The sequence below is a fragment of the Pseudomonas abyssi genome (assembly GCF_003444685.1).
Lineage (GTDB): Bacteria > Pseudomonadota > Gammaproteobacteria > Pseudomonadales > Pseudomonadaceae > Halopseudomonas > Halopseudomonas abyssi.
On the sequence record NZ_LMAZ01000003.1, the window covers coordinates 150,674 to 177,264 of the forward strand.

24 protein-coding genes are annotated in these 26,591 nt (G+C 60.6%); 1 reads left to right on the forward strand and 23 read right to left on the reverse strand.

Annotated elements, in window-relative coordinates:
• Positions 1–24: 24 nt before the first annotated feature.
• From ispD to rpsB, 23 genes are all read right to left on the reverse strand, one after another.
• Entirely contained in the window at positions 25–723 is a 699-nt protein-coding gene (gene ispD, locus ASB58_RS11320) for a 2-C-methyl-D-erythritol 4-phosphate cytidylyltransferase (RefSeq protein ID WP_118130842.1), read from the reverse strand.
• On the reverse strand, positions 720–992 hold the full coding sequence (gene ftsB, locus ASB58_RS11325; RefSeq protein WP_083724522.1) for a cell division protein FtsB: 273 nt from the start codon (positions 990–992) through the stop codon (positions 720–722). Before ftsB ends, ispD begins: the two co-directional genes overlap by 4 nt.
• 56 nt (positions 993–1,048) lie before the next feature.
• Complete coding sequence (gene eno, locus ASB58_RS11330) at positions 1,049–2,338, reverse strand: phosphopyruvate hydratase (protein WP_083724524.1); 1,290 nt, start codon at positions 2,336–2,338, stop codon at positions 1,049–1,051.
• 52 nt (positions 2,339–2,390) lie between these two features.
• Complete coding sequence (kdsA, locus tag ASB58_RS11335; protein ID WP_096002955.1) at positions 2,391–3,236, reverse strand: 3-deoxy-8-phosphooctulonate synthase; 846 nt, start codon at positions 3,234–3,236, stop codon at positions 2,391–2,393.
• A 32-nt stretch (positions 3,237–3,268) separates the two neighbouring features.
• Positions 3,269–4,891, reverse strand: a complete 1,623-nt coding sequence (locus tag ASB58_RS11340) for a CTP synthase (RefSeq protein ID WP_083724528.1) — start codon at positions 4,889–4,891, stop codon at positions 3,269–3,271.
• 131 nt (positions 4,892–5,022) lie between these two features.
• Positions 5,023–6,312 (reverse strand): tRNA lysidine(34) synthetase TilS, encoded by a 1,290-nt coding sequence (gene tilS, locus ASB58_RS11345; RefSeq protein ID WP_118131143.1) that lies wholly within the window; start codon positions 6,310–6,312, stop codon positions 5,023–5,025.
• Between the two features lie 35 nt (positions 6,313–6,347).
• Positions 6,348–7,304 carry an acetyl-CoA carboxylase carboxyl transferase subunit alpha gene (gene accA, locus ASB58_RS11350; RefSeq protein WP_118130846.1) on the reverse strand — a complete coding sequence of 319 codons (957 nt, stop codon included), beginning with the start codon at positions 7,302–7,304 and terminating at the stop codon, positions 6,348–6,350.
• A gap of 100 nt (positions 7,305–7,404) precedes the next feature.
• A complete protein-coding gene (dnaE, locus tag ASB58_RS11355) occupies positions 7,405–10,938 on the reverse strand; it encodes a DNA polymerase III subunit alpha (protein WP_118130848.1) in 3,534 nt (1,177 codons plus the stop codon).
• A gap of 104 nt (positions 10,939–11,042) precedes the next feature.
• On the reverse strand, positions 11,043–11,633 hold the full coding sequence (rnhB, locus tag ASB58_RS11360) for a ribonuclease HII (protein WP_096003330.1): 591 nt from the start codon (positions 11,631–11,633) through the stop codon (positions 11,043–11,045).
• Positions 11,634–11,644: 11 nt separating this feature from the next.
• On the reverse strand, positions 11,645–12,826 hold the full coding sequence (gene lpxB / locus ASB58_RS11365) for a lipid-A-disaccharide synthase (RefSeq protein ID WP_118130850.1): 1,182 nt from the start codon (positions 12,824–12,826) through the stop codon (positions 11,645–11,647).
• Position 12,827: 1 nt separating this feature from the next.
• On the reverse strand, positions 12,828–13,604 hold the full coding sequence (gene lpxA / locus ASB58_RS11370; RefSeq protein WP_096002959.1) for an acyl-ACP--UDP-N-acetylglucosamine O-acyltransferase: 777 nt from the start codon (positions 13,602–13,604) through the stop codon (positions 12,828–12,830).
• On the reverse strand, positions 13,601–14,038 hold the full coding sequence (gene fabZ / locus ASB58_RS11375) for a 3-hydroxyacyl-ACP dehydratase FabZ (RefSeq protein ID WP_096003331.1): 438 nt from the start codon (positions 14,036–14,038) through the stop codon (positions 13,601–13,603). The genes lpxA and fabZ overlap by 4 nt, the downstream gene beginning before the upstream one ends.
• 52 nt (positions 14,039–14,090) lie before the next feature.
• Positions 14,091–15,152: a UDP-3-O-(3-hydroxymyristoyl)glucosamine N-acyltransferase gene (lpxD, locus tag ASB58_RS11380; protein WP_118130852.1), complete on the reverse strand. Its 1,062-nt coding sequence runs from the start codon at positions 15,150–15,152 to the stop codon at positions 14,091–14,093.
• The gene (locus tag ASB58_RS11385; protein WP_407920679.1) at positions 15,152–15,631 is read right to left on the reverse strand and encodes an OmpH/Skp family outer membrane protein; all 480 of its coding nucleotides are present in this window, start codon (positions 15,629–15,631) and stop codon (positions 15,152–15,154) included. The genes lpxD and ASB58_RS11385 overlap by 1 nt, the downstream gene beginning before the upstream one ends.
• Positions 15,632–15,702: 71 nt before the next feature.
• Complete coding sequence (gene bamA, locus ASB58_RS11390; protein WP_118130856.1) at positions 15,703–18,054, reverse strand: outer membrane protein assembly factor BamA; 2,352 nt, start codon at positions 18,052–18,054, stop codon at positions 15,703–15,705.
• 73 nt (positions 18,055–18,127) lie between these two features.
• Positions 18,128–19,489, reverse strand: coding sequence for an RIP metalloprotease RseP (gene rseP / locus ASB58_RS11395; RefSeq protein WP_118130858.1), 1,362 nt, complete (start codon positions 19,487–19,489; stop codon positions 18,128–18,130).
• An 8-nt stretch (positions 19,490–19,497) separates the two neighbouring features.
• Positions 19,498–20,694 (reverse strand): 1-deoxy-D-xylulose-5-phosphate reductoisomerase, encoded by a 1,197-nt coding sequence (gene ispC, locus ASB58_RS11400; protein ID WP_118130860.1) that lies wholly within the window; start codon positions 20,692–20,694, stop codon positions 19,498–19,500.
• Entirely contained in the window at positions 20,691–21,506 is an 816-nt protein-coding gene (locus tag ASB58_RS11405; RefSeq protein ID WP_118130862.1) for a phosphatidate cytidylyltransferase, read from the reverse strand. The genes ispC and ASB58_RS11405 overlap by 4 nt, the downstream gene beginning before the upstream one ends.
• On the reverse strand, positions 21,506–22,258 hold the full coding sequence (gene uppS, locus ASB58_RS11410; RefSeq protein ID WP_118130864.1) for a polyprenyl diphosphate synthase: 753 nt from the start codon (positions 22,256–22,258) through the stop codon (positions 21,506–21,508). The genes ASB58_RS11405 and uppS overlap by 1 nt, the downstream gene beginning before the upstream one ends.
• A 24-nt stretch (positions 22,259–22,282) precedes the next feature.
• Positions 22,283–22,840 (reverse strand): ribosome recycling factor, encoded by a 558-nt coding sequence (gene frr, locus ASB58_RS11415; RefSeq protein ID WP_083724557.1) that lies wholly within the window; start codon positions 22,838–22,840, stop codon positions 22,283–22,285.
• A gap of 4 nt (positions 22,841–22,844) precedes the next feature.
• Positions 22,845–23,579, reverse strand: coding sequence for a UMP kinase (gene pyrH / locus ASB58_RS11420; RefSeq protein WP_096002967.1), 735 nt, complete (start codon positions 23,577–23,579; stop codon positions 22,845–22,847).
• A 185-nt stretch (positions 23,580–23,764) separates the two neighbouring features.
• Entirely contained in the window at positions 23,765–24,634 is an 870-nt protein-coding gene (tsf, locus tag ASB58_RS11425) for a translation elongation factor Ts (RefSeq protein ID WP_118130866.1), read from the reverse strand.
• Positions 24,635–24,772: 138 nt separating this feature from the next.
• Positions 24,773–25,510, reverse strand: a complete 738-nt coding sequence (gene rpsB / locus ASB58_RS11430; RefSeq protein WP_096002969.1) for a 30S ribosomal protein S2 — start codon at positions 25,508–25,510, stop codon at positions 24,773–24,775.
• Positions 25,511–25,792: 282 nt separating this feature from the next.
• On the opposite strand from rpsB, the gene map reads away from it, so the two are divergent.
• Positions 25,793–26,581 (forward strand): type I methionyl aminopeptidase, encoded by a 789-nt coding sequence (map, locus tag ASB58_RS11435; RefSeq protein WP_096002970.1) that lies wholly within the window; start codon positions 25,793–25,795, stop codon positions 26,579–26,581.
• The last annotated feature ends 10 nt before the right edge of the window (positions 26,582–26,591 follow it).

The following is a 26,591-nucleotide window of genomic DNA, read 5'->3' on the forward strand; positions in this document are numbered from 1 at the left end:
CAGCTCAAACGCTAGAAAGAAAGATCAACAGTCGCGCTGCCGCAACCACTCCAGATCCTCAGGACGAGTAATCTTCAGGTTATCGGCTCGCCCCTCAACCAACAACGGCGCCTGCCCCGCCCACTCCATAGCCGAGGCTTCATCGGTAATCAGCGCACCCGCTGCCAGCGCATCAGTCAACGCCTGCTGCAGTGGCCCAAGGCGAAACATCTGTGGCGTATAAGCCTGCCAGAACAGACTGCGGTCCGGCGTTGCCGCAACCCGCCCATCCGGGCCAATCTGCTTGAGGGTGTCGCGCACCGGCACCGCCAGCAAGCCGCCGACCGGATCACTCCCCAGCGTACTCAGCAGCTTGTGCAGGTCACCATCGGTGAGATTGGGGCGAGCCGCGTCGTGCACCAGCACCCAATCGCCATCGGCCGCGCCCAGTTCGCGCAGCGCAATAAGGCCATTGAGCACCGAGTCGGCACGCTCGCGCCCGCCGACTGCGCGGGTGATACGCGCATCCTCGGCACAGGGTAGCGTCGGCCACCAGCCGTCATCAGTAGACAGGGAAACCACCAACCCGCGCAATCCCGGTTGATCCAGGAAGCAGGCCAGTGTGTGTTCGATCAGGGTACGTTGACCCCAGAGGAGGTACTGCTTCGGGCGGTCTGCCTGCATGCGCGCGCCGACGCCGGCGGCGGGCAGAACGACCCAGAAATCAGGTGTAGCGGCGCTCATGGCTCGCTCAATTGAAACAGGGTCTCACCCTCTTTGACCATGCCCAGCTCACGGCGGGCACGCTCTTCAACGGTCTCAAGCCCCTGCTTGAGTTCGATGACTTCAGCGGTCAGCACACGGTTGCGCTCCAGCAGCTGCTCGTTCTCGCGCGCTTGCGCGGCAATCTGCTGCTTGAGTTGTGATACATGGGCAAGACTGCCCTCACCAACCCAGAGTCGGTACTGCAGGGCTGCCAACAATGACAGCGTAATCAGCCAGAGCCATTTCAAGCTGGATGCTCCCGTCGAGGAACAGCGGGTGCGCGTGAGCGCACCCGCCAGTCCAATCAGCCGCGGAACTCGGCGCGGCCCTTGTAGGGCGCCTGGCCAGCCAGCTGCTCTTCAATACGCAGCAACTGGTTGTACTTGGAGACGCGGTCAGAGCGGCACAGCGAACCGGTCTTGATCTGACCAGCAGCGGTACCCACCGCCAGGTCGGCGATGGTACTGTCTTCAGTCTCACCAGAGCGGTGCGAGATAACGGCGGTGAAGCCGGCAGCCTTGGCCATCTGGATCGCTTCCAGGGTCTCGGTCAGCGAACCGATCTGGTTAAACTTGATCAGGATAGAGTTACCGATCTTCTCGTCGATACCGCGCTTGAGGATCTTGGTGTTGGTCACGAATAGGTCGTCACCGACCAGCTGTACCTTCTCGCCGATCTTGTCGGTCAGGACTTTCCAGCCAGCCCAGTCAGACTCATCCATGCCATCTTCGATGGAGATAATCGGGTAGCGCTGGGTCAGGCCAGCCAGGTAGTCAGCAAAACCGGCGGCATCGAACACCTTGCCTTCGCCGGCCAGATCGTAATTGCCGTCCTTGTAGAACTCGCTGGAAGCGCAGTCCAGCGCCAGAGTGACATCGTCACCCAGGGTGTAGCCGGCGTTGGCAACGGCCTCGGCGATGGCAGCCAGCGCGTCCTCATTGGAAGCCAGGTTCGGCGCGAAGCCACCTTCATCACCGACTGCGGTGTTCAGGCCACGGGCCTTCAGAACGGCTTTGAGGTGATGGAAAATCTCGGCACCCATGCGCAGCGCATCGGCGAAGTTCTTGGCGCCAACCGGCTGCACCATGAACTCTTGAATGTCGACGTTGTTGTCGGCGTGCTCGCCACCGTTGATGATGTTCATCATCGGTACCGGCATGGAGTAGACACCGGGGGTGCCGTTCAGGTCAGCGATGTGCGCGTACAGCGGCACGCCCTTGGCCTGAGCGGCGGCCTTGGCAGCAGCGAGGGAGACGGCGAGGATGGCGTTGGCGCCCAGGGTGGCCTTGTTCTCGGTACCGTCCAGCTCGATCATGGCGCGGTCCAGCTCAGCCTGAGCGGTCGCATCACGACCAACCAGCAGCTCGCGGATGGGGCCATTGATATTGGCAACAGCCTTGAGCACGCCCTTGCCCAGATAACGGCTCTTGTCGCCATCACGCAGTTCCAGCGCTTCGCGCGAACCGGTGGAGGCGCCGGAGGGTGCGCAGGCGCTGCCCATGATGCCGCCTTCCAGAATCACATCCGCCTCGACGGTCGGGTTACCGCGCGAGTCCAGAACCTCACGTCCCTTGATATCAATGATTTTTGCCATCTTTACTTGCTAGCTCCGTATATCGAGTCAATCGGGTGAAAGCGGTAGCGGCTCAAGCCGTTTCCAGTACCGGGAAGCTCTTGATCAGTTCATCAAGCGACTTCAACTGGGCAAGGAACGGCTCCAGCTTGTCCAGGCGCAGAGCACAGGGGCCATCGCACTTGGCGTTGTCAGGATCGGGGTGCGCTTCGAGGAACAGACCGGCCAGGCCCTGGCTCATGCCCGCCTTGGCCAGATCGGTAACCTGAGCCCGGCGACCGCCGGCCGAATCACTGCGGCCACCCGGCATCTGCAAGGCGTGAGTCACGTCGAAGAACACCGGGTACTCGAACTGCTTCATGATGCCGAAGCCCAGCATATCGACCACCAGGTTGTTGTAACCAAAGGCCGAGCCGCGCTCGCACAGCACCAGACGGTCATTGCCCGCCTCTTCACACTTGGTGAGGATGTGCTTCATTTCCTGCGGCGCGAGGAACTGGGCCTTCTTGATGTTGATCACGGCATTGGTCTTGGCCATGGCCACGACCAGATCCGTCTGCCGGGACAGGAAGGCCGGCAGCTGAATGATGTCACAGACTTCGGCAACCGGCGCGGCCTGATGCGGCTCGTGCACATCGGTGATCACCGGCACGTTGAAGGTGCGCTTGACCTCTTCAAAGATCTTCAGCCCCTCTTCCAGGCCGGGGCCGCGGAAGGAATTGATCGAGGAGCGGTTGGCCTTGTCGAAGCTGGCCTTGAACACATAGGGGATACCCAGCTTCTCGGTCACTTCGACGTAGCGTTCGCAGATCTGCATGGCCAGATCACGGGACTCCAGTACGTTCATCCCGCCGAAAAGCACGAAGGGTTTGTCGTTGGCCATTTCGATCTCACCAACGCGCACAATTTTCTGTGTCATGTACCAGCCTCTTGTCTGACGTATGTCTGGGCTTAGCCGCGCTGTTTGAGCGCCGCACCGATAAAGCCGCTGAACAGCGGGTGGCCGTAACGGGGCGTAGAGGTAAATTCCGGGTGGAACTGGCACGCAACAAACCACGGGTGATCACCCACTTCAACCACCTCGACCAGCGCGCCGTCACCGGAGCGGCCGGAGATCTGCAGCCCGCCGGCCTGCAGATCAGGCAGCAGGTTGTTGTTGACCTCATAGCGGTGACGGTGACGCTCGACGATCACGTCCTTGCCGTAGCACGCATGCGCCTTGGAACCCGGCTCCAGCGAGCACTCCTGAGCACCCAGACGCATGGTGCCGCCCAGATCGGACGCTTCGGTGCGCAGCTCGGTTTCACCGGACGCGTCCTGCCATTCGGTGATCAGACCGACAACCGGGTGACCGGAAGTCTTGTCGAACTCGGTGGAGTTGGCATCGCTCCAGCCCAGCACATTGCGGGCGTATTCGATGACCGCCACCTGCATACCCAGGCAGATGCCCAGGTAGGGGATCTTGTTCTCGCGGGCGTAACGCACCGCGGCAATCTTGCCTTCGACACCCCGGGAGCCGAAGCCGCCCGGCACCAGCACGGCGTCTACGCCGTCCAGCAGCGAGAGACCCTGCTGCTCGATGTCCTCGGAGTCGATATAACGCACGTTAACCTTGGTACGCGCCTGAATACCGGCGTGGCTGAGTGCTTCGATCAGCGACTTGTAGGCATCCAGCAGCTCCATGTACTTGCCGACCATAGCGATGGTGACTTCGTGCTCGGGGTTGAGCTTGGCGTCGACCACGCGCTCCCACTCGGCCAGATCGGCAGAGCCGCACTCCAGACCAAAGCGCTCGACGACGAAGTCGTCCAGGCCCTGGGCGTGCAGTACGGAGGGGATGCGATAGATAGTATCAACGTCTTCCAGACCGATGACCGCACGCTCTTCCACGTTGGTGAACAGCGCGATCTTGCGGCGCGAGGACAGGTCGATCGGGTGGTCGGAGCGGCAGATCAGCACGTCGGGCTGCAGGCCGATGGAGCGCAGCTCCTTGACCGAGTGCTGGGTCGGCTTGGTCTTGGTCTCGCCAGCCGTGGCGATGTACGGCACCAGCGTCAGGTGCATGAGCATCGCACGCTTGGCACCGACTTCGACACGCAGTTGGCGAATCGCTTCCAGGAACGGCTGGGACTCGATGTCACCCACGGTACCGCCGATCTCGACCAGCGCCACGTCGGCATCGCCGGCACCCTTGATGATGCGGCTCTTGATCTCATCGGTAATATGCGGAATCACCTGGATGGTCGCACCCAGGTAGTCACCACGGCGCTCCTTGCGCAGCACATCGGCATAGACACGGCCGGTGGTGAAGTTGTTGTTCTGGCTCATGGTGGCGTTGACGAAACGCTCATAATGGCCCAGATCAAGGTCAGTCTCGGCGCCATCGTGGGTTACGAAGACTTCGCCATGCTGGAAGGGACTCATGGTCCCCGGATCCACGTTGATATAAGGATCCAGCTTGAGCATGGTGACCTTCAGACCGCGTGCCTCAAGGATCGCCGCGAGGGACGCCGAGGCAATGCCCTTGCCCAAAGAAGAAACAACACCACCCGTGACGAAGATGTAGCGCGTCATGAAAAACCCATAGATTGAACAGTTAAGCGGCTTGCACCGCGAGGAATTCGAAGGGAGTCAGAGGCAGCCTGAACGGCCAGCCAAAGTCTCGACAAGATGGGAAGTCAGGATACCAGACAGCCCCCGCTTGCTCAATCCGAAACCGGCTTCCAACTGACCGTAAAACCGCTGTCTGTACCCTCAACCAAAGCCCGCTCCGCGTTCCAGCGTCCAGCCACCGACACCAGCTCGCCGCCAGAGTATAGCAACGGTACCGACGAGCGCAGCCAGGCAGGAATCCGAGCTTCTTGCAATAGCTGTTTGACCGACTGGGTCGGACGCGTCGCCAGCTTGATCTGCTCGCCGCCCTGGCGATAACGCACCTGCCAGCCGCCAGCGCCTGGATCGCGCAACCCTCCCGCCATCGGCCGACAGTCCAGCGTGCCGTTACCCGCCAGTAGCAACTCCCCGTGCAGTGGCAGCAATGACTGTTCGCTGCGCGCTGGCAGCCACTGCGCCGGAACCAGCCACAGACGATCTGACGAACGGTACAGAGCGCAGCCGTCCAGCTGCAGCTGCGGCTGCGCATCCGGGCCGGCAGCCAATTGCTGCTGCAACTCAAGCAACCGACGCCGGTCCGGCATACGCACCGCCTGCTGACGCAGCCAGCAGCGCAGCAGATTACGTTGCCGGGCGGCCGACAAACCTAGCAGCGGAGCCAGCAACAGGCTCGGCCAGCGGGCCAGCCACGGATCAGCGCTGGGCTCTGCCACCCGCTGCAGATCATCCTGTGCCAGCTCATCCAGCAAGGCACTGGCCTCACTGGCATGTTCAGCCAGGCGCAGCAGGCTGCGATCCAGCTGCGGCCACTCATGACGCAATCCCGGCAACACCCGGTGACGCAGGGCCGTGCGGGCAAAACGCTCATCGGCATTGGCCGGATCTTCAATCCAGTCCAGCCCCTGTTGCCGCGCCCAGCTCTCCAGCTCGCTGCGTCGCCAATCGAGCAGCGGACGCGACAGCCAGCCAGCCCCCAGCGCACGGCGCGCAGGCATGCCGCTCAACCCGCGCACACCGGTACCGCGCATCAGTCGAAACATCAGGGTTTCCAACTGGTCATCGCGGTGATGCGCCAGCAACAGTTCTGCGCCGGGCGCCAGCACCTCGGCAAAGGCCGCGTAGCGGGCATCACGCGCCGCCTCCTCAATACTCGCGCCCTGCCCGACCTGCACACGCACGATCGTCAGCGGCACGCCGCGCGCGTCACAAGCACGCTGGCAGTGCTCCGCCCAGGCGTCAGCCTCGGCATGCAATCCGTGATGAACATGAATGGCGTGAAGCGGGGGGATATCTGAGAGTTGGCGGGCCTGACTCAACAGCTCAAGCAGAACCATTGAGTCCAGGCCTCCGGACAACCCCAGCCACCAGGCCGGGGCGTCCATGCAGCGGGTGAGCTGCGTCAGCAGCCCCTGCGGGCTCACTGAATACCGAAGGACATCAGGCGCTGGTAACGCGCTTCCAGCAGCTCGTCGCTGGAATGGGCACTCAGTTTATCCAGCTGGGTAATCAACTGCTGCTTGATACGCGCAGCGGTCTCCTGAGGTGAGCGTTGCGCACCGCCCAGCGGCTCGGGGATCAGGGTGTCGACCAGGCCCAGCTCCTTCAAACGCTCGGCGGTAATACCCATGGCCGCCGCCGCGTCTGCGGCCTTTTCGGCGCTCTTCCACAAAATGGAGGCACAGCCTTCGGGCGAGATCACCGAATAGGTGGAGTACTGCAGCATCATCAGGTGATCGCAGACACCAATCGCCAGCGCGCCGCCGGAGCCACCCTCACCGATAACGGTGGCGATGATCGGGGTCTTCAGGCGCGACATGACCTGCAGGTTCCAGGCAATGGCTTCGCTCTGACCGCGCTCTTCAGCGTCGATACCGGGGTAGGCACCGGGGGTATCGATAAAGGTGACGATCGGCATCTTGAAGCGCTCGGCCATTTCCATCAGGCGGCAGGCCTTGCGGTAGCCTTCAGGCTTGGGCATGCCGAAGTTGCGGCGTACCTTTTCCTTTACATCACGGCCTTTCTGGTGACCGATGACCATGACTGCACGGCCGTCCAGCCGAGCGATACCGCCCACAATCGCAGCATCGTCAGCAAAGTGACGATCACCGTGCAGTTCCTCGAAATCCGTGAAGATGTGGCGAATGTAGTCCAGCGTATAGGGACGCTGCGGGTGGCGCGACATCTGCGCGACCTGCCAACTGCTCAGGTTGCCGAAGATGCTCTCGGTCAGGGACTTGCTCTTCTCCTGCAACCGGGTGATCTCTTCGGTGATGTTCAGCGAGTTGTCGCTGCCGACCAGACGCAATTCTTCGATTTTGGCCTGCAGGTCGGCGATCGGCTGTTCAAACTCCAAGTATTTCTGGCTGTTGCTCATAGGCATCCATCATCCGCTTGCGCCCAACGCGGGCATCCAAAAAAGTATCGCAAATAACCTTACGGGATTGCCGGGCGCCCGTCGAGCATCCGGCTTTGCGCTATCTATAGTGCAAGGAGACGCTGTCTTTGCCCAGCTGGTCACGCAGCCCCTGCAACAGATCGTCAGCCGGCTCCACCCGCCATTCGTCCCCCAGGCGCAGCAAGGCCGCCGCATCAGTGCGCTGGTACTCTACCGTCACCGGACAGCCGCCACGGTACTGATTGAGCAGCCCGGCCATGCGGTTGAGGGCATCCTCACCGTGTCGAGCCCCGTCGATATTGATACGCACACTGTCCAGCAAGCCGGTACGCGCATCCTCCAGACTCATCACGCGCTTGGCGCGCACCCGCATACCACCGGAGAAGTCGTCGACAGCCACCTCGCCCTCAACCACCAGCAAGGCGTCTTTCTGCAGCAACGCCTGCGCCGCCAGATAGGCTTCGGAGAACAACGACACCTCGATGCGCGCCGAGCGGTCATCAAGAGTGACAAAGCCCACCTTGTCGCCCCGCTTGTTCTTCATGACGCGCAGATCAAACACCAGACCGGCAATGGTCTGACTATCGCGTGAGGGCTTCAGATCGAGAATGCGCTGACGGGCAAAGCGGCGGATTTCACGCTCGTACTCGTCGATCGGGTGACCGGTCAGATACAGCCCCAGAGTGTCTTTCTCACCGCGCAGCCGCTCCTTGAAGCTCCACTCGCGCACCTTGCGGTAGGGTTCGTAGACATCCCGTTCGGCTGATGGCCCGAGCAGATCACCAAACAGGTCATCATGCCCGGAGTCGGCGCTGCGTGCGGTCTGCTCGGCGGAAGCAATCGCCTCTTCCATCGCCGCCATCAGGGCTGCGCGGTTGCGGTCTACCTGCTTCTGGTAGGCCTGCAGCTCTTCGGCGAAGAAGGGACCAAGACGATCCAGGGCGCCACTGCGAATCAGCGCTTCCATCACGCGCTTGTTGATACGCTTGAGGTCGACCCGCGCGCAAAAGTCGAACAGGTCATTGAAGCGGCCACCGGCCTTGCGGGTTTCGACGATGGTTTCCACCGGGCCTTCCCCCACGCCCTTGATCGCACCCAGGCCATACACCACGTCACCGGCATCATCCACGGTGAACTTGTATTCGGAGACGTTGACGTCCGGCACCTTGATCCGCAGTTTCATGCTGCGGCATTCCTCGATCAGCGTCACCACCTTGTCGGTGTTGTGCATATCCGCCGAGAGTACTGCCGCCATAAAGGGCGCTGGGTAATGCGCCTTCAGCCAGGCGGTCTGGTAGGAGACCAGACCATAGGCGGCCGAGTGCGACTTGTTGAAACCGTAACCGGCGAACTTTTCTACCAGGTCGAAAATGTTACCCGCCAGATCGGCATCAATACCGTTATTGGCGCAGCCTTCGATAAAGCCGCCACGCTGCTTGGCCATCTCTTCGGGCTTTTTCTTACCCATCGCCCGACGCAGCATGTCCGCGCCACCGAGCGTATAACCCGCCATCACCTGGGCGATCTGCATGACCTGTTCCTGATACAGGATGATGCCGTAGGTGGGTTTGAGCACCGGCTCCAGACCGGGGTACTGATAGTTGGGGTGCGGGTAGGAAATTTCTTCGCGACCGTGTTTACGGTTGATGAAGTCGTCCACCATGCCTGACTGTAGCGGGCCCGGGCGGAACAGGGCCACCAGTGCGATCATGTCTTCCAGGCAGTCGGGCTTGAGCTTCTTGATCAGCTCTTTCATACCACGCGATTCAAGCTGGAAAACGGCTGTGGTTTCCGCCTTCTGCAACATGCTGTAGGTCGGTGCATCGTCCAGCGGGATCAGGTCGATGTTGACCAGCTCCTCGTCTGTAGCTCCTTCTTCGCGCTGCTTGCGATGGATAGTCTCCATCGCCCATTTGATGATCGTCAGGGTCCGCAGACCGAGGAAGTCAAACTTCACCAGGCCTGCCGCTTCCACGTCGTCCTTGTCGAACTGGGTAACCAGACCGCCACCAGACTCATCGCAATACAGCGGCGCAAAGTCGGTCAGCTTGGTCGGGGCGATTACCACACCACCGGCGTGCTTACCGACGTTACGGGTAATACCCTCCAATTTGAGGGCCATGTCCCAGATTTCCTGACCTTCCTCGTCGTTGGCGAGAAAGTCGCGCAGCATCTCTTCCTGCTCATAGGCCTTGGTCAGCGTCATGCCGACCTCGAAGGGAATCATCTTCGAGAGCTTGTCAGCCAGACCGTATGACTTGCCCTGCACCCGCGCCACGTCGCGCACCACCGCCTTGGCCGCCATGGTGCCGAAGGTGATGATCTGCGATACCGCGTTACGGCCGTAGGCGTCGGCGACGTAGTCAATCACGCGGTCGCGCCCTTCCATGCAGAAGTCGACGTCAAAGTCGGGCATGGAAACACGCTCAGGGTTAAGGAAGCGCTCGAACAGCAGATCGTAGGCCAGCGGATCAAGGTCGGTAATCAGCAGTGAATAAGCCACCAGCGAGCCCGCCCCGGAGCCCCGGCCAGGTCCGACCGGCACGCCATTGCCCTTGGCCCACTTGATAAAGTCCATCACGATCAGGAAGTAGCCGGGGAAGCCCATCTGATTGATGATGTCGAGTTCGAAGTTCAGGCGGTCGATATAAACCTGACGCTTGGCCTCGTAGTCCGGCGTGTCGGGCGGCAGAATGACCTTGAGGCGCTCTTCCAGCCCCTCGAAGGAGACCTTCTTGAAGAACTCCGCCTCGGTCATCCCCTCGGGTACCGGAAAGTCCGGCAGGAAGTACTTACCCAGCTGCACATCGATGTTGCAGCGCTTGGCAATCTCGACGCTGTTTTCCAGCGCTTCGGGGATGTCAGAGAACAGCTCTGCCATCTCGTCCGGGGTTTTCAGGTACTGCTCTTCGCTGTACTGACGGACCCGACGCGGATCATCCAGCGCGCGGCCTTCGCCGATACAGACGCGTGTCTCATGGGCCTCAAAATCGCTGCGCTTGAGAAAGCGTACGTCATTGGTCGCCACCACCGGACAACCGCTGCGAGCCGCCAGCGCGACCGCCGCGTGCACATGCTCTTCATCATTGACACGGCTGGTGCGCTGCAGCTCCAGATAGAAACGCCCGGGGAACACGCCCATCCAGTAGGCCAGCAGATCATCAGCCCGTTCGGGGCTGGAGGACAGCAGCGCCAGACCGACTTCGCCCTCCTTCGCAGCCGACAGCGCAATCACGCCTTCACTGGCCTCGGCCACCCACTCACGGCGGACCGTCACCAGGCCATTGCGCTGCCCCTCGGTAAAGCCACGGGAGACCAGCTCGGTCAGGTTGCGGTAGCCCTTCGGGTCCATCGCCAGCAGGCTGATACGGGTCAGCACGCTGTCGTCTTCGGCGTCGGTCAGCCAAAGGTCAACACCTGAGATCGGTTTGATGCCGGCGCCGGTCGCCGTCTTGTAGAACTTGACCAGACTGCACATGTTGTTCTGGTCGGTGATCGCCACCGCCGGCATGCCCGCCTCGCCGACGGCCTTGATCAAGGGCTTGACCTTGACCAGTCCGTCGACCAGGGAGTATTCACTGTGGACACGCAGGTGAATGAAGGAAGGTGACATGGAAATCCTGTTTCAGATGGCGGAACGTCAGGCAGCAAATTGTAGCGACGGGGAACTGCTGCGGCCAGTCGCAGCAGGCAGAACTGTGTGAGCGTTTTAGCGTATTACTGTTCCAGCGCCTTGCGCACCGGGCCGAATGAACGGCGATGAATAGGAGTAGCACCCAGCTCGCGCAGCGCGGCCAAGTGTACTGGTGTGGGGTAACCCTTGTGGCCGGCAATGCCATAGCCGGGGTATTGCTGGTCCAGTTCGAGCATTTCCCGGTCACGGGCAACCTTGGCAAGAATGGAGGCAGCGGCGATGGCCGGCACACGGCTGTCGCCCTTGACCACCGGCTCACTGCGCATCGGCAATAGCGGGCAGCGGTTACCGTCCACCAGCACCAGCGTCGGCTGCGTGCTCAAACCGGCCACTGCGCGCTGCATGGCCAACATGGTGGCGTGCAGAATATTCAAGCGGTCGATTTCCTCGACCTCGGCGCGGGCGATGCACCAGGCCAGCGCGCGCTCCTGAATCAACGGAAACAGCGCCTCGCGGCGTGCTTCGGTCAGTTTCTTGGAGTCATTCAGGCCTTCAATTGGGCGGGCCGGGTCGAGGATTACCGCGGCGGTAACCACGGCACCGCACAGCGGGCCACGCCCCACCTCGTCGACCCCGGCCACCAGCTCGTCGTCAGCGGGCGCGGCCCAGTCCATGAGCAGCTGGCTCACACCTTGCCCCGCGCGTCCAACAGCTCGGCAACGGCCTCGGCGGCACTCTGATCGGCGTCACGACGCAGCATCTGGTGCAGCTCCATAAAGGTCTGTTCGGTTTCCACCCGCTCCGCCGTTGGCAGCAAGCGTTCCAGCAGCGCGGGGCCCATGGCTTCAGGCGTCGCCGCATCCTGCAGGAACTCGGGCGCCACCTCACGGCCGGCCAGCAGGTTGGGCAGCGACACATGCCCGACCTTGACCAGGCGCTTGAGAATACGGAAGGTGAGCCCGGCCATGCGGTAGGCCACTACCATCGGGCGTTTGAACAGCATGGCCTCCAGGGTCGCGGTACCGGAGGCGATCAGCACGGCATCGCAGGCGGCCAGCACCTCATGGGCCTGGCCATCATAGAGTCTCAGCGGCAGCTCAAGGCCGGTCTCGGCCAGGATTGCTTCCATCTGCTGGCGGCGCTCCGGACTGGCGCACGGCATGATGAATTGCAGCTCAGGCTGGCGCTCCAGGCACCAGGCGGCGGTCTCAAGAAAGACGCGCCCCAGCTTGCGCAGCTCGCCGTTGCGGCTGCCGGGCATCAACGCCAGGATACGGGCATCCTGCTCCACGCCCAGCACCCGGCGCGCAGCGGCGCGGTCGGGTTCCAGCGCAATACGGTCAGCCAGCGTGTGCCCGACGCAGCGCACAGCCACACCATGACGGTGATACACCTCTTCCTCGAAGGGGAACAGGGTTAGCATCAGATCGGTAGATTGGGCGATCCCCAGCACGCGCTTCTCGCGCCAGGCCCAGACCGACGGACTGACGTAATGCACGGTAGGAATGCCGACATCGCGCAGGCGTTGCTCCACCCCCAAGGTGAAATCCGGCGCATCGATGCCGATGAACACGTCCGGCTGCTCCTGCTTGAGGTAATCAACCAGTTCCCGACGAATCCGCAGCAGCTCGCGCAGGCGTCCGAGCACCTCAATCAGCCCCATGACCGACAGCCGCTCCATCGGTACGCGCGTCTGCATGCCTTCAGCCAGCATACGCGGGCCACCGATACCGATAAAACGGGCGTTGGGGAAGCGTTGTTTCAGCGCCGCGATGAGGCCGGCACCCAGGGTATCGCCCGACGCCTCGCCGGCAACCAGCGCAATGCATAGGGGTTTGTCCGAGCGAACCGGTGCAATGCCAGACATGTCAGCGGGTAATGCCGCGGGTCGACTCGCTGATTGACGTGCAATACAGCGCCACTTCAGGGAACTGCTCGGCTGTCTCGGCCAGCTCGGCCATTGCCTGGGCTGTGGTCAGACCCTGACGGTAGACCACCTTGTAGGCCCGACGCAGTGCACTGATCAGCTCCGCCGAGTAACCGCGCCGGCGCATGCCCTCGAAGTTCATGCCGTGGGCGCTGGCCGGGTTGCCGCCCACCATGACAAAGGCGGGGATATCCTTGAATACCGCGCTATTGGCGGCGCTCATGGCAAAGGAGCCGATGTGGCAGAACTGATGCACCGTGGTGTAGCCACCCAGGATGGCGCCATCACCGATATGCACATGGCCGGCAATCGTCGCGTTGTTGGCCATGATGATGTTGTCGCCGACGACACAGTCGTGCGCCACATGGACATAGGCCATCAGCAGGTTGTTGCTGCCGATACGAGTAACGCCTGCGTCCTGCACGGTGCCGCGATGCAGGGTGCAGCCTTCACGGATGACGTTGTTGTCGCCGATCACCAGCCTGGTAGGCTCGCCGGCATACTTCTTGTCCTGACACTCCTCACCCACCGAAGCAAACTGGAAAATCCGGTTATTGCGTCCGATGGTGGTCGGCCCCTTGATCACCACATGTGAAGCCACTCGGGTGCCGGCGCCGATCTCGACGTCCGGGCCAATCAAACTCCAGGGACCTACCTCGACGTCATCGGCCAACCGCGCAGCGGGGTCAACAATCGCCAGAGGGTGAATACGACTCATATCTTGCGTTCCGCACAAATGATCTCGGCCGAGCAGGCTTCCTTACCATCCACAGTAGCACGGCAGGCAAATTTCCAGATGCCACGTCTGTCGCTCAGGTAGGTCGCTTCCAGCTGCAGTTGATCACCCGGGACCACCGGTTGACGGAAGCGCAGCTTGTCGGAGCCGACGAAATAATAAAGGGTGCCATCCGCCGGTTTCACGCCCATCATCTTGAAGCCCAGCAGGCCTGCAGCCTGAGCCATCGCTTCGATGATCAGCACACCCGGCATGATCGGGTGCTGGGGAAAGTGACCGTTGAAGAAGGGTTCGTTGACCGAGACGTTCTTGTAGGCACGAATCTGCTTGTTCTCAAGATCCAGCTCCAGCACCCGGTCCACCAGCAGGAAGGGGTAACGGTGGGGCAGGTACTCTTTGATTTCGTTGATATCCATGGATTGCTGGCCTTGCTGAAAATAATAAAGGCGCCCCATGCCGGGGCGCCGGTCAGGCGTTTGATGAGTCAGAAGACGCCTGAGTCACCTGTTCGAGTTGTTTCTCCAACTGCTGGAGACGTTTGGCCATGCCATCGAGCTGGCGAATACGTGCCGCGCTCTTCTTCCAGTCTCCGGCGGGCTGCATGGCCGTACCGGACGAATAGGCACCCGGCTCGGTAATGGAGCGCGTCACCATGGTCATGCCGCTGACGAACACGTTATCGCACACTTCAATATGGCCAACCATACCGACACCGCCGGCGATCATGCAGTGACGACCGATACGGGTGCTGCCGGAAATACCAACGCACGCCGCCATGGCCGTGTGATCGCCGATCTGTACGTTGTGCGCGATCTGAATCTGGTTGTCCAGCTTGACCCCATTTCCGATCAGCGTGTCCGCGAGCGCGCCGCGGTCGATGGTGGTATTGGCACCGATCTCAACATCGTCCCCGATGCGCACGCCACCAATCTGCGCAATTTTCTGCCAGGTACCGCCCTGATTGGCAAAACCGAACCCTTCCGAGCCGATTACCGCGCCGGATTGAATCACTACGCGCTCGCCAATACTGACATCGTGATACAGGGTTACCCGCGGCGCCAGCCAGCCGCCCGCGCCGATCCGCGAGCGGGCGCCGACAAAACACTGTGCACCGACGCTCACCCCGGCTTCGATGACCGCGCCCTCCTCTACCACCACCCCAGGACCGATACTGGCACTGACGTCGACCTGCGCGCTCGCTGCGACAACGGCGCTGGGGTGAATACCAGCGGCGGCGCGCGGTTTGCGATCAAACCGATGCGACAGACGTGCGTAGGTGAGGTAAGGGTCAGCAACAATCAGCGCGTTACCGGCAAAACCCTCGGCATCCTGCGCCGTGAGCAGCACGGCACTGGCACGACTATCGGCCAGGTATTTGCGGTACTGGGCGTTGGCCAGAAACGCCAGCTCGCCTGGACCGGCATCCTGCAGGGTAGCCAGACCGGTAATCTCGGTTTGCGGGTCCCCAACGAGTTGCGCGCCGAGCTCTTCAGCCAGGCGCGCAAGGGACAGAAATTGATCAGCACTCATCAGCGGCTGCTGTTCAGACGCTCGATAACCTGGCGGGTGATATCGAACTGCGGCTTGACGTCAACAACACCGCCGCGATCCAGCACCAGATCGTAATCGCCTGCGCTCAGCACAGCTTCTACCGCCGAATCCAGCTTGGGCTTGAGGGCTTCAAGCATTTGACGATCAGACTGAGCCTTGGCTTCGTTCAGCTCGCGCGAGGCAACCTGGAACTCACGAGCCTTTTGGCGGAACTCGAGATCCAGCTTCTCCGCCTCACTTTGGCTCAGTTGCTCGCCATCGCGCTGCAGGCGCTCTTGCAGACGTTTGGCTTCGGCCTCCAGATTCTTCACACGTTGCAGCTGCGAGCCAAACTGCTGCTCGGCATCAACGGAGTACTTCTTGGCCGCGTCGGATTCCAGCAACGCCATTTGATAGTCGAGAACAGCGATCTTCATCTCGGCGGACACCTGGAAGCTGGCCATGGCCAGCAGTGACATCACTGCCACACGCGTAAACTTACCCACTCTGATACTCCTGATTACGATTGCTCGATAGTGTTTGGATTGCGTCAGAAACTCTGACCAAGGGTGAACTGGAACACCTGGGTGTCGTCAGCCGAGTCGCTGTTCAGCGGCATGGCCAGACTGAAGCCCAGCGGGCCCAGCGCGGTCAACCAGGACAGGCCCACGCCGACACTGTAGCGCAGCTCGCCAAGGTCGACTTCACCACAGCCCGGGTTCTTGTCGCCCTCAACGGTCGTCTTCCGCGTGCACTGGGTATCGTATACGTTACCCACATCGAAGAACAGAGCGGTACGCAGCGAACGCTGATCCTTCACGAAGGGCGCAGGGAATACCACTTCAGCGCCACCGGTGATCTTGATGTTACCGCCGAAGGGCAGCGAGTCCTGGTCCGGGTCGGCTGCATTGGGCGTACTCTTCGGCCCGAGGGTGCCGTCTTCGAAGCCACGTACCGAGCCGATACCGCCGGCGTAGTAATGCTCATAGAACGGCATCTGGTCGGTGCCGCCCAGCCCGCGACCAAAGCCCAGGTCGGTGTGCAGACGCAGGGTCAGATCTTCGCTCATCGGGAAGAAGCGCTGTGCCTTGTAGTCCAGGGTGTAGAACTCAAGATCGCTGCCCGGGACAGTCACATGCCAGGAGACGTTCTGCGAGTAACCACGGTCCGGGAAGACACCACGGTTGAGCGTGCTCTGCGACCAGGATGTGTCGAAGAACAGGTTGGTGAAGTTATCACCTTCGTTGTTCAGGAAGTCCAGGATCTCCTGCACGGTGTAGACACCGCTCTTGATCTTGTCGTGCTGCGCGCTCATACCGAAGGAGATGCGCGAGGTGTCACTGATCGGATAGCCGAAATTGAAGCCTGCACCGTAGGAGTCTACGGCGTAACTGGTGACGTCAACGTCCAGCTCGTCGTAGTCGGTGGTGCGGTAGAAGGCGTTGTAGCCAAAGCTCAAACCGTCGACGGTGAAATAGGGGTCCATGAAGCCGAAGGACAGCGAGGTCTGGTAGTCGGAGCGGTTGGCGCCGATGCTTACACGGTTACCGGTCCCGAAGAAGTTGTTCTGGCTGATCGAGCCGCCGAGGATGATACCCGAGCTCTGGGAGAAACCAAGGCTGGCAGTCACGGAACCGGAAGGCTGCTCTTCTACCGCATAGTTGACGTCGATCAGGTCGTCCGCGCCAGGCACCGGCACGGTCTCGACGTTGACTTCCTTGAAGAAACCCAGACGCTCAAGACGTGTCTTGGACTGGTCGATCAGATAGGTTGACGCCCAGCCCCCTTCCATCTGGCGCATCTCGCGACGCAGCACCTGGTCTTCGGTCTTGGTGTTGCCACGGAAGTTGATGCGGTTGACATAGGCGCGCTTGCCCGGATCAACGTAGAAGGTAACCGAGACGGTCTTGTCGTCTTCGTGAATTTCCGGAATGCCGTTGACGCTGGCGAAGGTGTAGCCCTCGTTACCCAGACGGCGGCTGATCAGATCAGACGTGGAGGTCATCACCTGACGAGAGAAAATCTGGCCCGGCTCGACCAGCATCAGACGGCGTACTTCAGATTCATCGACGATCAGGTCACCCGACAGACTGACATCTCGAATGCTGTAACGCTCGCCTTCGTTGATGTTGACGGTCACATAGACGTGCTTCTTGTCGGGGGTAATGGATACCTGAGTGGAGGCGACATCCATGTTGATGTAGCCACGGTCCAGGTAATAGGAGCGCAGACGCTCAAGGTCGCCAGACAGCTTCTCGCGCGAGTACTTGTCGTCATTGCGCAGGAAGGACAGCCAACCACTGGTTTTCAGCTCGAACAGGTCTACCAGGTCCTCGGTTGGGAAGACGGTATTGCCCACAACGTTGATGTGGGAAATCGCGGCAACAGAGCCCTCATCAATGACAATTTTCAGCGCGACACGGTTGCGCGGCTCAGGAATCACCTGGGCTTCGATGTCGGCAGAGTAACGCCCCTGCGACACATACTGACGCAGCAGTTCGTTGCGCACCCCTTCCAGCGTGGCGCGCTGGAAGATCTCACCTTCGGCCAGGCCGGCAGCGCTCAGACCGGTCAACAGGTCTTCGCTCTTGATCGCCTTGTTGCCTTCGAGCTCGATGGACGAAATAGACGGGCGCTCAACCACGTTGATAACCAGCACGTTACCGTCACGGCCCAGCTGGATGTCCTGGAAAAAGCCGGTGCGGAACAGCGAGCGCGTCGCCTCCACCAGCTCCTGGTCATCCACTTCATCACCAATATTCAGCGGCAGGGAGGTAAACACGCTACCGGCAGACACCCTCTGCAGGCCGTTGACGCGGATATCGGAAATCTGGAAGGCATCTGCAAAGGCGCCCTGCGCCATAAACATCGAGAACAGCGCAGGCAATAGGTAACGTTTCATGAAATCCGTTCTGATTCAGCTGATTGTAATCTTAATCTGCACGCTGGCAGCTCGTATTCAGGCAGTGCACGCGTCAGCCACCAAGGCGACTGATATCGTTATAAATGGCAAACAGCATGACGCCAACAATCAGGCTTAACCCGATCTGCAGCCCCCATGTCTGAATTCGCTCGGAAAGAGGCTTGCCCCTGATCCACTCGGCCACGTAGTAAACCAGGTGGCCGCCATCCAGAACCGGTATCGGCAAAAGGTTCAACACCCCGAGACTGATACTCAAGTACGCGATAAAACTGAGAAAACTTTCCAGCCCCGACTTGGCCGAGGCGCCCGCCACTTTAGCAATGGTTATCGGGCCACTCAAGTTTTTTGCCGAGACCAGCCCGGTCAGCATTTTCTTCAGCGAGTCCAGCGTCAACGCCGTCATTTCCCAGGTCTTGGTCACCGCTACCGGTATCGCCACCAAGGGGTTGTAGCTGATCTGACGCTGCATGTGTGCCGGCATTTCCACCCCTTCGACACCGGCACCCACATAACCGACGACAACGTCATTGGCCGGCTTGGGGCGCGGCGTCAACGCCAGCTCCACCTGTTCACCGTCGCGCTCGACCAGAATAGTGAGGGTTTGTTGCGCGCTCGCCTGAATCGTCGGTACCACCTCGGTCAGCCAGTCACTAACCGGCTCACCGTCGATCGCCAGAATCAGATCTCCCGGCTGCAGGCCAGCCTCGGCGGCAGCCCCGTCACTGGCAACTTGCCCGAGACGCGGCGGGATCTGCGGCTGCCAACTGGTCAAGCCCAGCGCCGCCATCGGGTCCGGTTCCTCAACGCCTTTGAGCCAGTCGTCCAGCCGCAGTTGGTAGCGGGTCTCGGCGCCGCCTTCAAAGGGCTTGGCTGTCACTTCCAGCATACCGCTTTCACCAAGCCGGCGAATCAACTGCAGGTTGACGTCCTGCCAGCTGCGGATCTGCGTGCCATCAACGCCGGTCAACTCCAGGCCGGAGCGCAAACCCGCCTCGGCGGCCGGGGTACCTGCAGGCACAGGACCAAGCACAGGAGCAACGGTACTAAAACCCACCACAGCGACAATCCAGAAAGCCACGATAGCGAGCAGAAAATTGGCAATAGGACCGGCCGCTACTACCGCGATACGCTGCTTGACGGTCTTGCGATTGAAGGCCTGATCCAGCTCATGCTCGGCGACCGGGGCCTCGCGCTCATCCAGCATTTTGACGTAGCCGCCCAGTGGGATGGCGGCGATGGCATATTCAGTGCCCTTGCGGTCGTGCCAACGCAGCAGCGCCGGCCCAAACCCGATGGAGAAACGCAGCACCTTGATACCGCAGCGGCGGGCCACCCAAAAATGGCCGTATTCATGAATGGTCACCAGCAGCCCCAGGGCAACCACCGTGGCCAGCAACGTAGACAGCAGATCCATTCAGTACCTCACAAGGTGATCGACAGGCTCCGCGCGCGCACCCAGCGCTGCGCGTGAGCCCGAGCCAGCCGATCGGCTGACAGAATGTGCTCCAGATGACTTACCGACTCGCCTGGCAACTGCGTCAGAGCGTCCTCGATAATAACAGGGATATCGGTAAAGCCCACTCGACCCTCGAGAAACGCCTGCACCGCCACTTCATTGGCGGCATTGAGCACCGCACAACTGGTCCCCCCGGCCGCCGCGGCCTCGCGCGCCAGGCGCAGACACGGAAAGCGGACCGGGTCCGGCGCCTCAAAATCCAGACGAGCGGTCAACAACAGATCCAGCGCACTGACCCCCGAATCGATGCGTTCTGGCCAGGCCAGGGCATGGGCGATGGGAGTGCGCATATCCGGATTACCCAGCTGCGCCAGCACCGAGCCGTCGACGTAGTCGACCAGCGAGTGCACCACGCTCTGCGGATGAACAACCACCTCAACCTGATCCGGGCGCGCATCAAACAGCCAGCAGGCCTCAATCAGCTCCAGCCCCTTGTTCATCATGCTGGCCGAGTCGACTGAAATCTTCTGCCCCATCGACCAGTTCGGATGGGCACAGGCCTGGGCCGGCGTCACGTGAGCCAGCTCAGCCTGCGAAAAATTACGGAAAGGACCGCCGGAGGCAGTCAACAGAATACGGCGTACACCGACATGCGCGAGCCCGTCGGCATAGTTGCCCGGCATGCACTGGAAGATCGCGTTGTGTTCGCTGTCGATGGGCAGCAACTGGGCGCCGGAGGCGTGTACGGCCTGCATGAATAGGGCGCCAGACATGACCAGCGCCTCCTTGTTGGCGAGCAATACCCGCTTGCCCGCCTGGGCGGCTGCCAGCGTGGGCCGCAGCCCCGCTGCTCCGACAATGGCGGCCATGACCACATCGACACCGTCGACAGAGGCCACATCGGCCAGCGCATCCTCGCCCCAGCTCACCTCGGTAGGCAGGCCTGCCTCGCGCAAGACCTGCTGCAGCGCCGCTGCCTGCTCGCTCGTAGCGACAACGGCGCGGTCCGGGCGGTGCCGACGACATTGATCAGCCAGCTCCGCCATGCGGCTATGGCCAGTCAGTGCGTAAACCCGATAACGCTCGGGATGACGGGCAATCACATCCAGTGTGCTGACCCCAATAGAGCCGGTTGCCCCCAGCACGGTAACCGACAGGGTCACGCCAGACGACTCCCAAGCAGCAGCCAGACTGCCACGTACATGGGAATAGCCGCCGCCAGACTGTCAATACGATCCAGCACGCCGCCATGCCCGGGCAGCAGATTACTACTGTCCTTCAAACCTTCTTCACGCTTGAACAGGCTTTCGGTCAGATCACCCACAACCGAGATCAACACCACTAGCGCAGCGCCGACCAGGCCCAGCAGGATCGACGGAAACCCCCAACCCAGATACAGCATGGCTGCCAGTGCCAATGACAAACTGACCACCAGCCCACCCAAAAGGCCCTCACGGGTCTTGCCCGGACTGACGTTGGGCAGCAACTTGTTACGACCAAAACGTTTGCCGCTGAAGTAGGCACCGATATCGGCACCGAACACCAGCACGGCCAGCCCCAGCAACATCCACAACCCCTGCTCCTGAGCGCGCAGCCAGACGATACCAGCCCAGGCCGGCAGCAGAATCAGCAGACCGAACAGCTGGCGCACAAAGCTGCCACGCCACAGGCCGCTGCCGTTGGGGTAGCGCAGAATCATCACCGTGGCCATGCACCACCAGACCAGTGCCGGACCAACAAAGAAAATGATCGGCCAGGCATCACGGTACAACCCCACCATGAACAACCCCAGGGTCGCCGCGTAAACAATGCGACCACCCTGCCGAGTCTCACCGCACAGCCGCGCCCACTCCCAGGCCGCGAGCGCCACGATGGCACCAACGAACAAGGCAAACCATGCACCTTGCAGAGATACAAACCCGGCGATTGCCACAATCGCCAGGATAACGCCGGTAATAACCCGTTGCTTGAGCATCAGGCCCCCGTTGCAATCTGTTCGCTGGTTTTGCCAAAGCGGCGTTGACGACCGGCAAAGTCGGCCATCGCCTCACGCAGGGCAGCCTGCTTGAAGTCGGGCCAGTAAAGGTCGGAGAAATACAGCTCGGCATAGGCCAGCTGCCATAACAGGAAGTTGCTGATGCGTTTCTCGCCGCCAGTGCGAATGCACAAATCTGGCAGCGGCAGGTTGGCGGTGCTGAGGCGGGCCTCCAGCGCCGCTTCCGTCAGTGACTCAACGGAGCGCTCACCGCGAACAGCCTCTGCTGCCAGCGAGCGGGCTGCCTGGGCAATATCCCACTGCCCACCGTAGTTGGCTGCAACCACCAGGGTCAGACGACTGTTCTGTGCAGTGGTCTGTTCAGCCTGCTCCATTGCGGCTTGCAACTCGGGGGCAAACCGACTGCGATCACCAATAATCTGAAGTCGCACGCCGTTTTCCCGGAGCTTGCGCACCTCGCGACGCAACGCGCCGAGAAACAGCTCCATCAGCGCACCCACTTCGTCCTCGGGACGGCGCCAGTTTTCACTGGAGAAGGCAAACAAAGTCAGCACTTCTACACCGTCTTCCAGGCAGACCTCGATCATCGCCTTGACCGCATCGACGCCAGCCTTGTGGCCGGCAACACCAGGCATCAACCGCTTGCGCGCCCAGCGGTTGTTACCATCCATGATGATCGCAACGTGACGGGGCGTATTGGTATCCTTGCCAGCGGGACTTGTGATGTTCATTCGGTACTCTTGCAGCTGATGGCCTTAGATGGCCATCAGGTCCTTTTCTTTTACTTCCAGTACTTTCTCAATCTCGGCAACAAACTTGTCGGTGAGCTTCTGGATGTCATCAGCTGCGCGGCGCTCTTCGTCCTCGCTGATTTCCTTTTCTTTCTGCAGATCCTTGAGCTGGCTCAGGGCATCGCGACGAATATTACGTACGGCGATACGACCATTCTCGGCCTCGGCGCGGGCCTGCTTGGTGTAGCCCTTGCGCGTTTCTTCGGTCAGCGCCGGCATGGGTACGCGGATCGTGGTGCCGGAGGTGGCCGGGTTCAGACCCAGATCGGACATCATGATGGCCTTCTCGACCGCCTGGATCATGCCCTTGTCAAACACGCTCAGGGCCAGGGTACGGGAGTCTTCAACGTTAACGTTGGCCACCTGACGCAGCGGAGTATCAGCGCCGTAGTAGGACACGATGATGCTGTCCAGCAGGGCCGGGTGTGCGCGACCGGTACGAATCTTGGCGAAGGCATGCTCCAGCGCTTCGACGGACTTCTTCATGCGCTCCTGCGCGTCTTGCTTGATTTCGTTGATCATTGACTCAACCCTCGATCAGTGTTCCTTCGGCGCTACCGACTACTGCATTGAGCAACGCACCTGGCTTGTTCATATTAAACACCCGCAGGGGCATATTGTGGTCACGGATCAGGCAGATCGCCGTCAGGTCCATGACTTCCAGCTTGAGGTCCAGCACCTGGTCGTAGGTCAGACTCTCAAAGCGCTCGGCATCGGGGTCCTTCATCGGATCGGCGTTGTAAACACCATCAACCTTGGTTGCTTTAAGCACCAGGTCGGCATCGACCTCGATGCCACGCAGGCAGGCTGCGGTATCCGTGGTGAAGAAGGGGTTGCCCGTACCGGCGGAGAATATTACCACGTCGCCACCGGCCAGGTAGCGCATTGCCTTGCGGCGATCATAATGCTCGGTCACGCCTTCCATGGTGATGGCCGACATGACACGTGTCTGAATATTGGAGCGCTCCAGCGAATCACGCATCGCCAGCGCGTTCATGACCGTTGCCAGCATCCCCATGTGATCACCGGTCACCCGATCCATACCCGCCGCGCTCAGCGCAGCGCCGCGGAACAGGTTACCGCCACCAATCACCAGCCCAACCTGCACCCCGATACCGATCAGTTGCCCGACTTCCAGCGCCATGCGATCAAGCACCTTGGGGTCGATACCGAAATCCTCGGTCCCCATCAGGGCTTCACCGCTAAGTTTGAGAAGGATGCGCTTGTACTTGGGTTGGCGGCTACTGGGCACCTGGGCCATGCTTGACTCTCCTGTTCGGGGATGGAGAAACACTCAACGAGTTGCACCAGACAACAACGGCGCGAACTTGTTCAGTGTTTCTTGAAAAAGAGGCTTCACGCCTGCGCGGGAAGCCTCTCATATCAACCTTGTCGCCCCCGCATAATTACGAAAGCGGTGCACCGGTCAGCGTGCACTATAGCGTATTACTGCTTGGCAGCAGCCAGCTGAGCGGCAACTTCGGCAGCAAAGTCAGCTTCGGCACGCTCGATGCCCTCACCCACTTCAAAACGCACAAAAGAAACAACTTCAGCACCGGCTTTCTTGGCCAGCTCACCCACCTTCAGGTCGGGATCCTTGACGAAAGGCTGCTCGATCAGGCTGCCTTCGGAAACGAACTTGTTGATACGGCCCTTGACCATGTTTTCAACAATGTTTTCCGGCTTGCCAGCGATTTTGTCAGCGTTCAGCGCCAGGAAGATTTCCTTCTCTTTAGCGATCGCTTCTTCGGATACCTGAGAGGCATCCAGGAATTGCGGGTTGCTGGCAGCAACGTGCATGGCGATATCGCGAGCCAGCTCTTCGTTACCACCGTTCAGGGTAACAACGACACCGATACGGTGACCGTGCAGGTAGGCACCAACAACATCACCCTCAACGCGAGTCAGGCGACGGATGTTGACGTTCTCGCCCGTCTTGGCAACCAGCGCCTCACGGGCCGGCTCCTGATCAGCGATCAGCGGGGCAGCTTCGGTGTAACCCGCTTCAAATGCCTTGTCCAGGCTGGCGGCAACGAACGCCTTGAAGTCTTCCTGCAGAGCCAGGAAGTCAGTCTGGGAGTTGACCTCAATAATCACGGCGGACTTGTTGTCGGCAGCAACCTTGACGGCGATGGAGCCTTCAGCGGCGATGTTGCCGGCTTTCTTGGCAGCCTTGATGGCGCCGGAAGCGCGCATGTCGTCAATGGCTTTCTCGATGTCGCCTTCGGCGGCAACCAGTGCCTTCTTGCATTCCATCATGCCCTGACCAGTGCGCTCACGCAGTTCTTTGACCAGTGCTGCAGTAATTTCTGCCATGGACTCTTCCTCACATAACTGGATTAGTTCCTGCTTCCGTTTGACAGCAGGAAGCAACGAATCATCTTGCGGTAAACATATTGCAAAAAGGGGGCAAGGCCCCCTTTTTGCTACGGCATTGCATCAGCCGTATGCACCTCAGCCTTCAGAGGCTTCCGGAGCAGCTTCTTCAACGAACTCGTCAGCGGCGCCAGAGTTGCTCTTGCCACGCAGAACAGCGTCAGCAACAGCAGCTGCGTACAGCTTGATGGCGCGGATGGCGTCGTCGTTACCGGGGATGACGTAGTCAACGCCTTCCGGGCTGCTGTTGGTATCAACGATGCCGATAACCGGAATACCCAGTTTGTTGGCTTCGGTGATAGCGATACGCTCGTGCTCAACGTCGATGACGAACAGGGCATCAGGCAGACCGCCCATGTCCTTGATACCACCCAGGCTGCGATCCAGTTTTTCCAGATCACGGGAGCGCATCAGCGCTTCCTTCTTGGTCAGTTTGGCGAAGGTGCCGTCCTGGGACTGAACTTCCAGGTCGCGCAGACGCTTGATGGACTGACGGATGGTTTTGTAGTTGGTCAGCATGCCGCCGAGCCAGCGGTGATCAACATAGGGCTGACCAGCACGAGCCGCTTCATCAGCAATGATCTTGCTGGCAGCGCGCTTGGTGCCGACGAACAGGATCTTGTTCTTGCCGGCAGCCAGTTTTTCCACAAAGCTCAGCGCTTCGTGGAACATCGGCATGGTCTTTTCCAGGTTGATGATGTGAATCTTGTTGCGAGCGCCGAAAATGAACTTGCCCATTTTCGGGTTCCAGTAGCGGGTCTGGTGGCCGAAGTGCGCACCGGCCTTCAGCATGTCGCGCATAGAGACTTGGGTCATGATAACTCCAGTAAGTCGGGTTGGGCCTCCACGCATCCCAGCATCCAACCCCAAAGGGCACCCAGGATACCGTGTCGATACGTGTGCGGATTTAGTTTGATTTGCTGGCCGAGCCTACAGCTCTGCATTCAGCGGGGCGCTTTATACCACATCAACCCCGACGAAGAAAGCATCGGCTGCGCGGCGCAGACAAGCGGCCAGTTCAACAGCAGGCCGCAGGTCTGATAGAATCCGGGGTTTTTCCACCAACGCCAGCCGGCGCCCAATCGAGAGAGTCCAGCCATGACCGTCACCATCAAGACCGCCGAAGACATTGCCGGCATGCGGGTCGCCGGCCGCCTGGCAGCCGAGGTTCTGGAAATGATCGGCGAGCACGTCAAGCCTGGCGTCACCACCGACGAGCTGGATCGCATCTGCCATGACTATATTGTCAACGTTCAGCAAGCGATCCCCGCCCCCCTCAACTACGGCGGCGCCCCCGGCCGCATGCCCTTTCCCAAGTCCATCTGCACCTCGCTCAACCATGTGGTCTGTCACGGCATTCCGAATGACAAACCGCTGAAGAGCGGCGACTCGCTGAATATCGACGTTACCGTCATCAAGGACGGCTATCACGGCGACACCAGCAAGATGTTCATGGTCGGCGAGGTGCCGGAGTGGGCCGAACGCCTGGCACGCATTACGCAGGAATGCATGTACAAGGGTATTTCCGTCGTGCGCCCGGGCGCACGTCTGGGTGACATCGGTGCCATCATTCAGGAGCACGCCCACGCCAACCGCTACAGCGTGGTGCGCGAGTACTGCGGGCACGGCATCGGCAAGGTATTCCACGAAGACCCGCAGATCCTGCACTACGGCCGCGCCGGTACCGGTATGGAGATGCAGGAAGGCATGATCTTCACCATCGAACCAATGATCAACCAGGGCCGCCCGGAAACCCGCCTGCTGGGAGATAATTGGACTGCGATCACCAAAGATCGCAAATTGTCCGCGCAGTGGGAGCACACCATTCTGGTCACTGCCGACGGCTACGAGGTACTGACCCTGCGCAGCGAAGAGACCTTCCGCTAACAGGCAACTG

What these genes read in the sequence shown, in the direction of transcription:
- tilS (WP_118131143.1), bottom strand. Translation starts at nt 6,312, where the DNA reads ATGGACGCCCCGGCCTGGTGGCTGGGGTTGTCCGGAGGCCTGGACTCA.
- rseP (WP_118130858.1), bottom strand. Translation starts at nt 19,489, where the DNA reads ATGGATCTGCTGTCTACGTTGCTGGCCACGGTGGTTGCCCTGGGGCTG.
- ASB58_RS11340 (WP_083724528.1), bottom strand. Translation starts at nt 4,891, where the DNA reads ATGACGCGCTACATCTTCGTCACGGGTGGTGTTGTTTCTTCTTTGGGC.
- ASB58_RS11385 (WP_407920679.1), bottom strand. Translation starts at nt 15,631, where the DNA reads ATGTCACTGCTGGCCATGGCCAGCTTCCAGGTGTCCGCCGAGATGAAG.
- fabZ (WP_096003331.1), bottom strand. Translation starts at nt 14,038, where the DNA reads ATGGATATCAACGAAATCAAAGAGTACCTGCCCCACCGTTACCCCTTC.
- frr (WP_083724557.1), bottom strand. Translation starts at nt 22,840, where the DNA reads ATGATCAACGAAATCAAGCAAGACGCGCAGGAGCGCATGAAGAAGTCC.
- ASB58_RS11405 (WP_118130862.1), bottom strand. Translation starts at nt 21,506, where the DNA reads ATGCTCAAGCAACGGGTTATTACCGGCGTTATCCTGGCGATTGTGGCA.
- accA (WP_118130846.1), bottom strand. Translation starts at nt 7,304, where the DNA reads ATGAGCAACAGCCAGAAATACTTGGAGTTTGAACAGCCGATCGCCGAC.
- lpxD (WP_118130852.1), bottom strand. Translation starts at nt 15,152, where the DNA reads ATGAGTGCTGATCAATTTCTGTCCCTTGCGCGCCTGGCTGAAGAGCTC.
- bamA (WP_118130856.1), bottom strand. Translation starts at nt 18,054, where the DNA reads ATGAAACGTTACCTATTGCCTGCGCTGTTCTCGATGTTTATGGCGCAG.
- kdsA (WP_096002955.1), bottom strand. Translation starts at nt 3,236, where the DNA reads ATGACACAGAAAATTGTGCGCGTTGGTGAGATCGAAATGGCCAACGAC.
- tsf (WP_118130866.1), bottom strand. Translation starts at nt 24,634, where the DNA reads ATGGCAGAAATTACTGCAGCACTGGTCAAAGAACTGCGTGAGCGCACT.
- rnhB (WP_096003330.1), bottom strand. Translation starts at nt 11,633, where the DNA reads ATGGACTGGGCCGCGCCCGCTGACGACGAGCTGGTGGCCGGGGTCGAC.
- rpsB (WP_096002969.1), bottom strand. Translation starts at nt 25,510, where the DNA reads ATGACCCAAGTCTCTATGCGCGACATGCTGAAGGCCGGTGCGCACTTC.
- uppS (WP_118130864.1), bottom strand. Translation starts at nt 22,258, where the DNA reads ATGAACATCACAAGTCCCGCTGGCAAGGATACCAATACGCCCCGTCAC.
- map (WP_096002970.1), top strand. Translation starts at nt 25,793, where the DNA reads ATGACCGTCACCATCAAGACCGCCGAAGACATTGCCGGCATGCGGGTC.
- lpxB (WP_118130850.1), bottom strand. Translation starts at nt 12,826, where the DNA reads ATGTCTGGCATTGCACCGGTTCGCTCGGACAAACCCCTATGCATTGCG.
- ispD (WP_118130842.1), bottom strand. Translation starts at nt 723, where the DNA reads ATGAGCGCCGCTACACCTGATTTCTGGGTCGTTCTGCCCGCCGCCGGC.
- dnaE (WP_118130848.1), bottom strand. Translation starts at nt 10,938, where the DNA reads ATGTCACCTTCCTTCATTCACCTGCGTGTCCACAGTGAATACTCCCTG.
- pyrH (WP_096002967.1), bottom strand. Translation starts at nt 23,579, where the DNA reads ATGGCCCAGGTGCCCAGTAGCCGCCAACCCAAGTACAAGCGCATCCTT.
- eno (WP_083724524.1), bottom strand. Translation starts at nt 2,338, where the DNA reads ATGGCAAAAATCATTGATATCAAGGGACGTGAGGTTCTGGACTCGCGC.
- lpxA (WP_096002959.1), bottom strand. Translation starts at nt 13,604, where the DNA reads ATGAGTCGTATTCACCCTCTGGCGATTGTTGACCCCGCTGCGCGGTTG.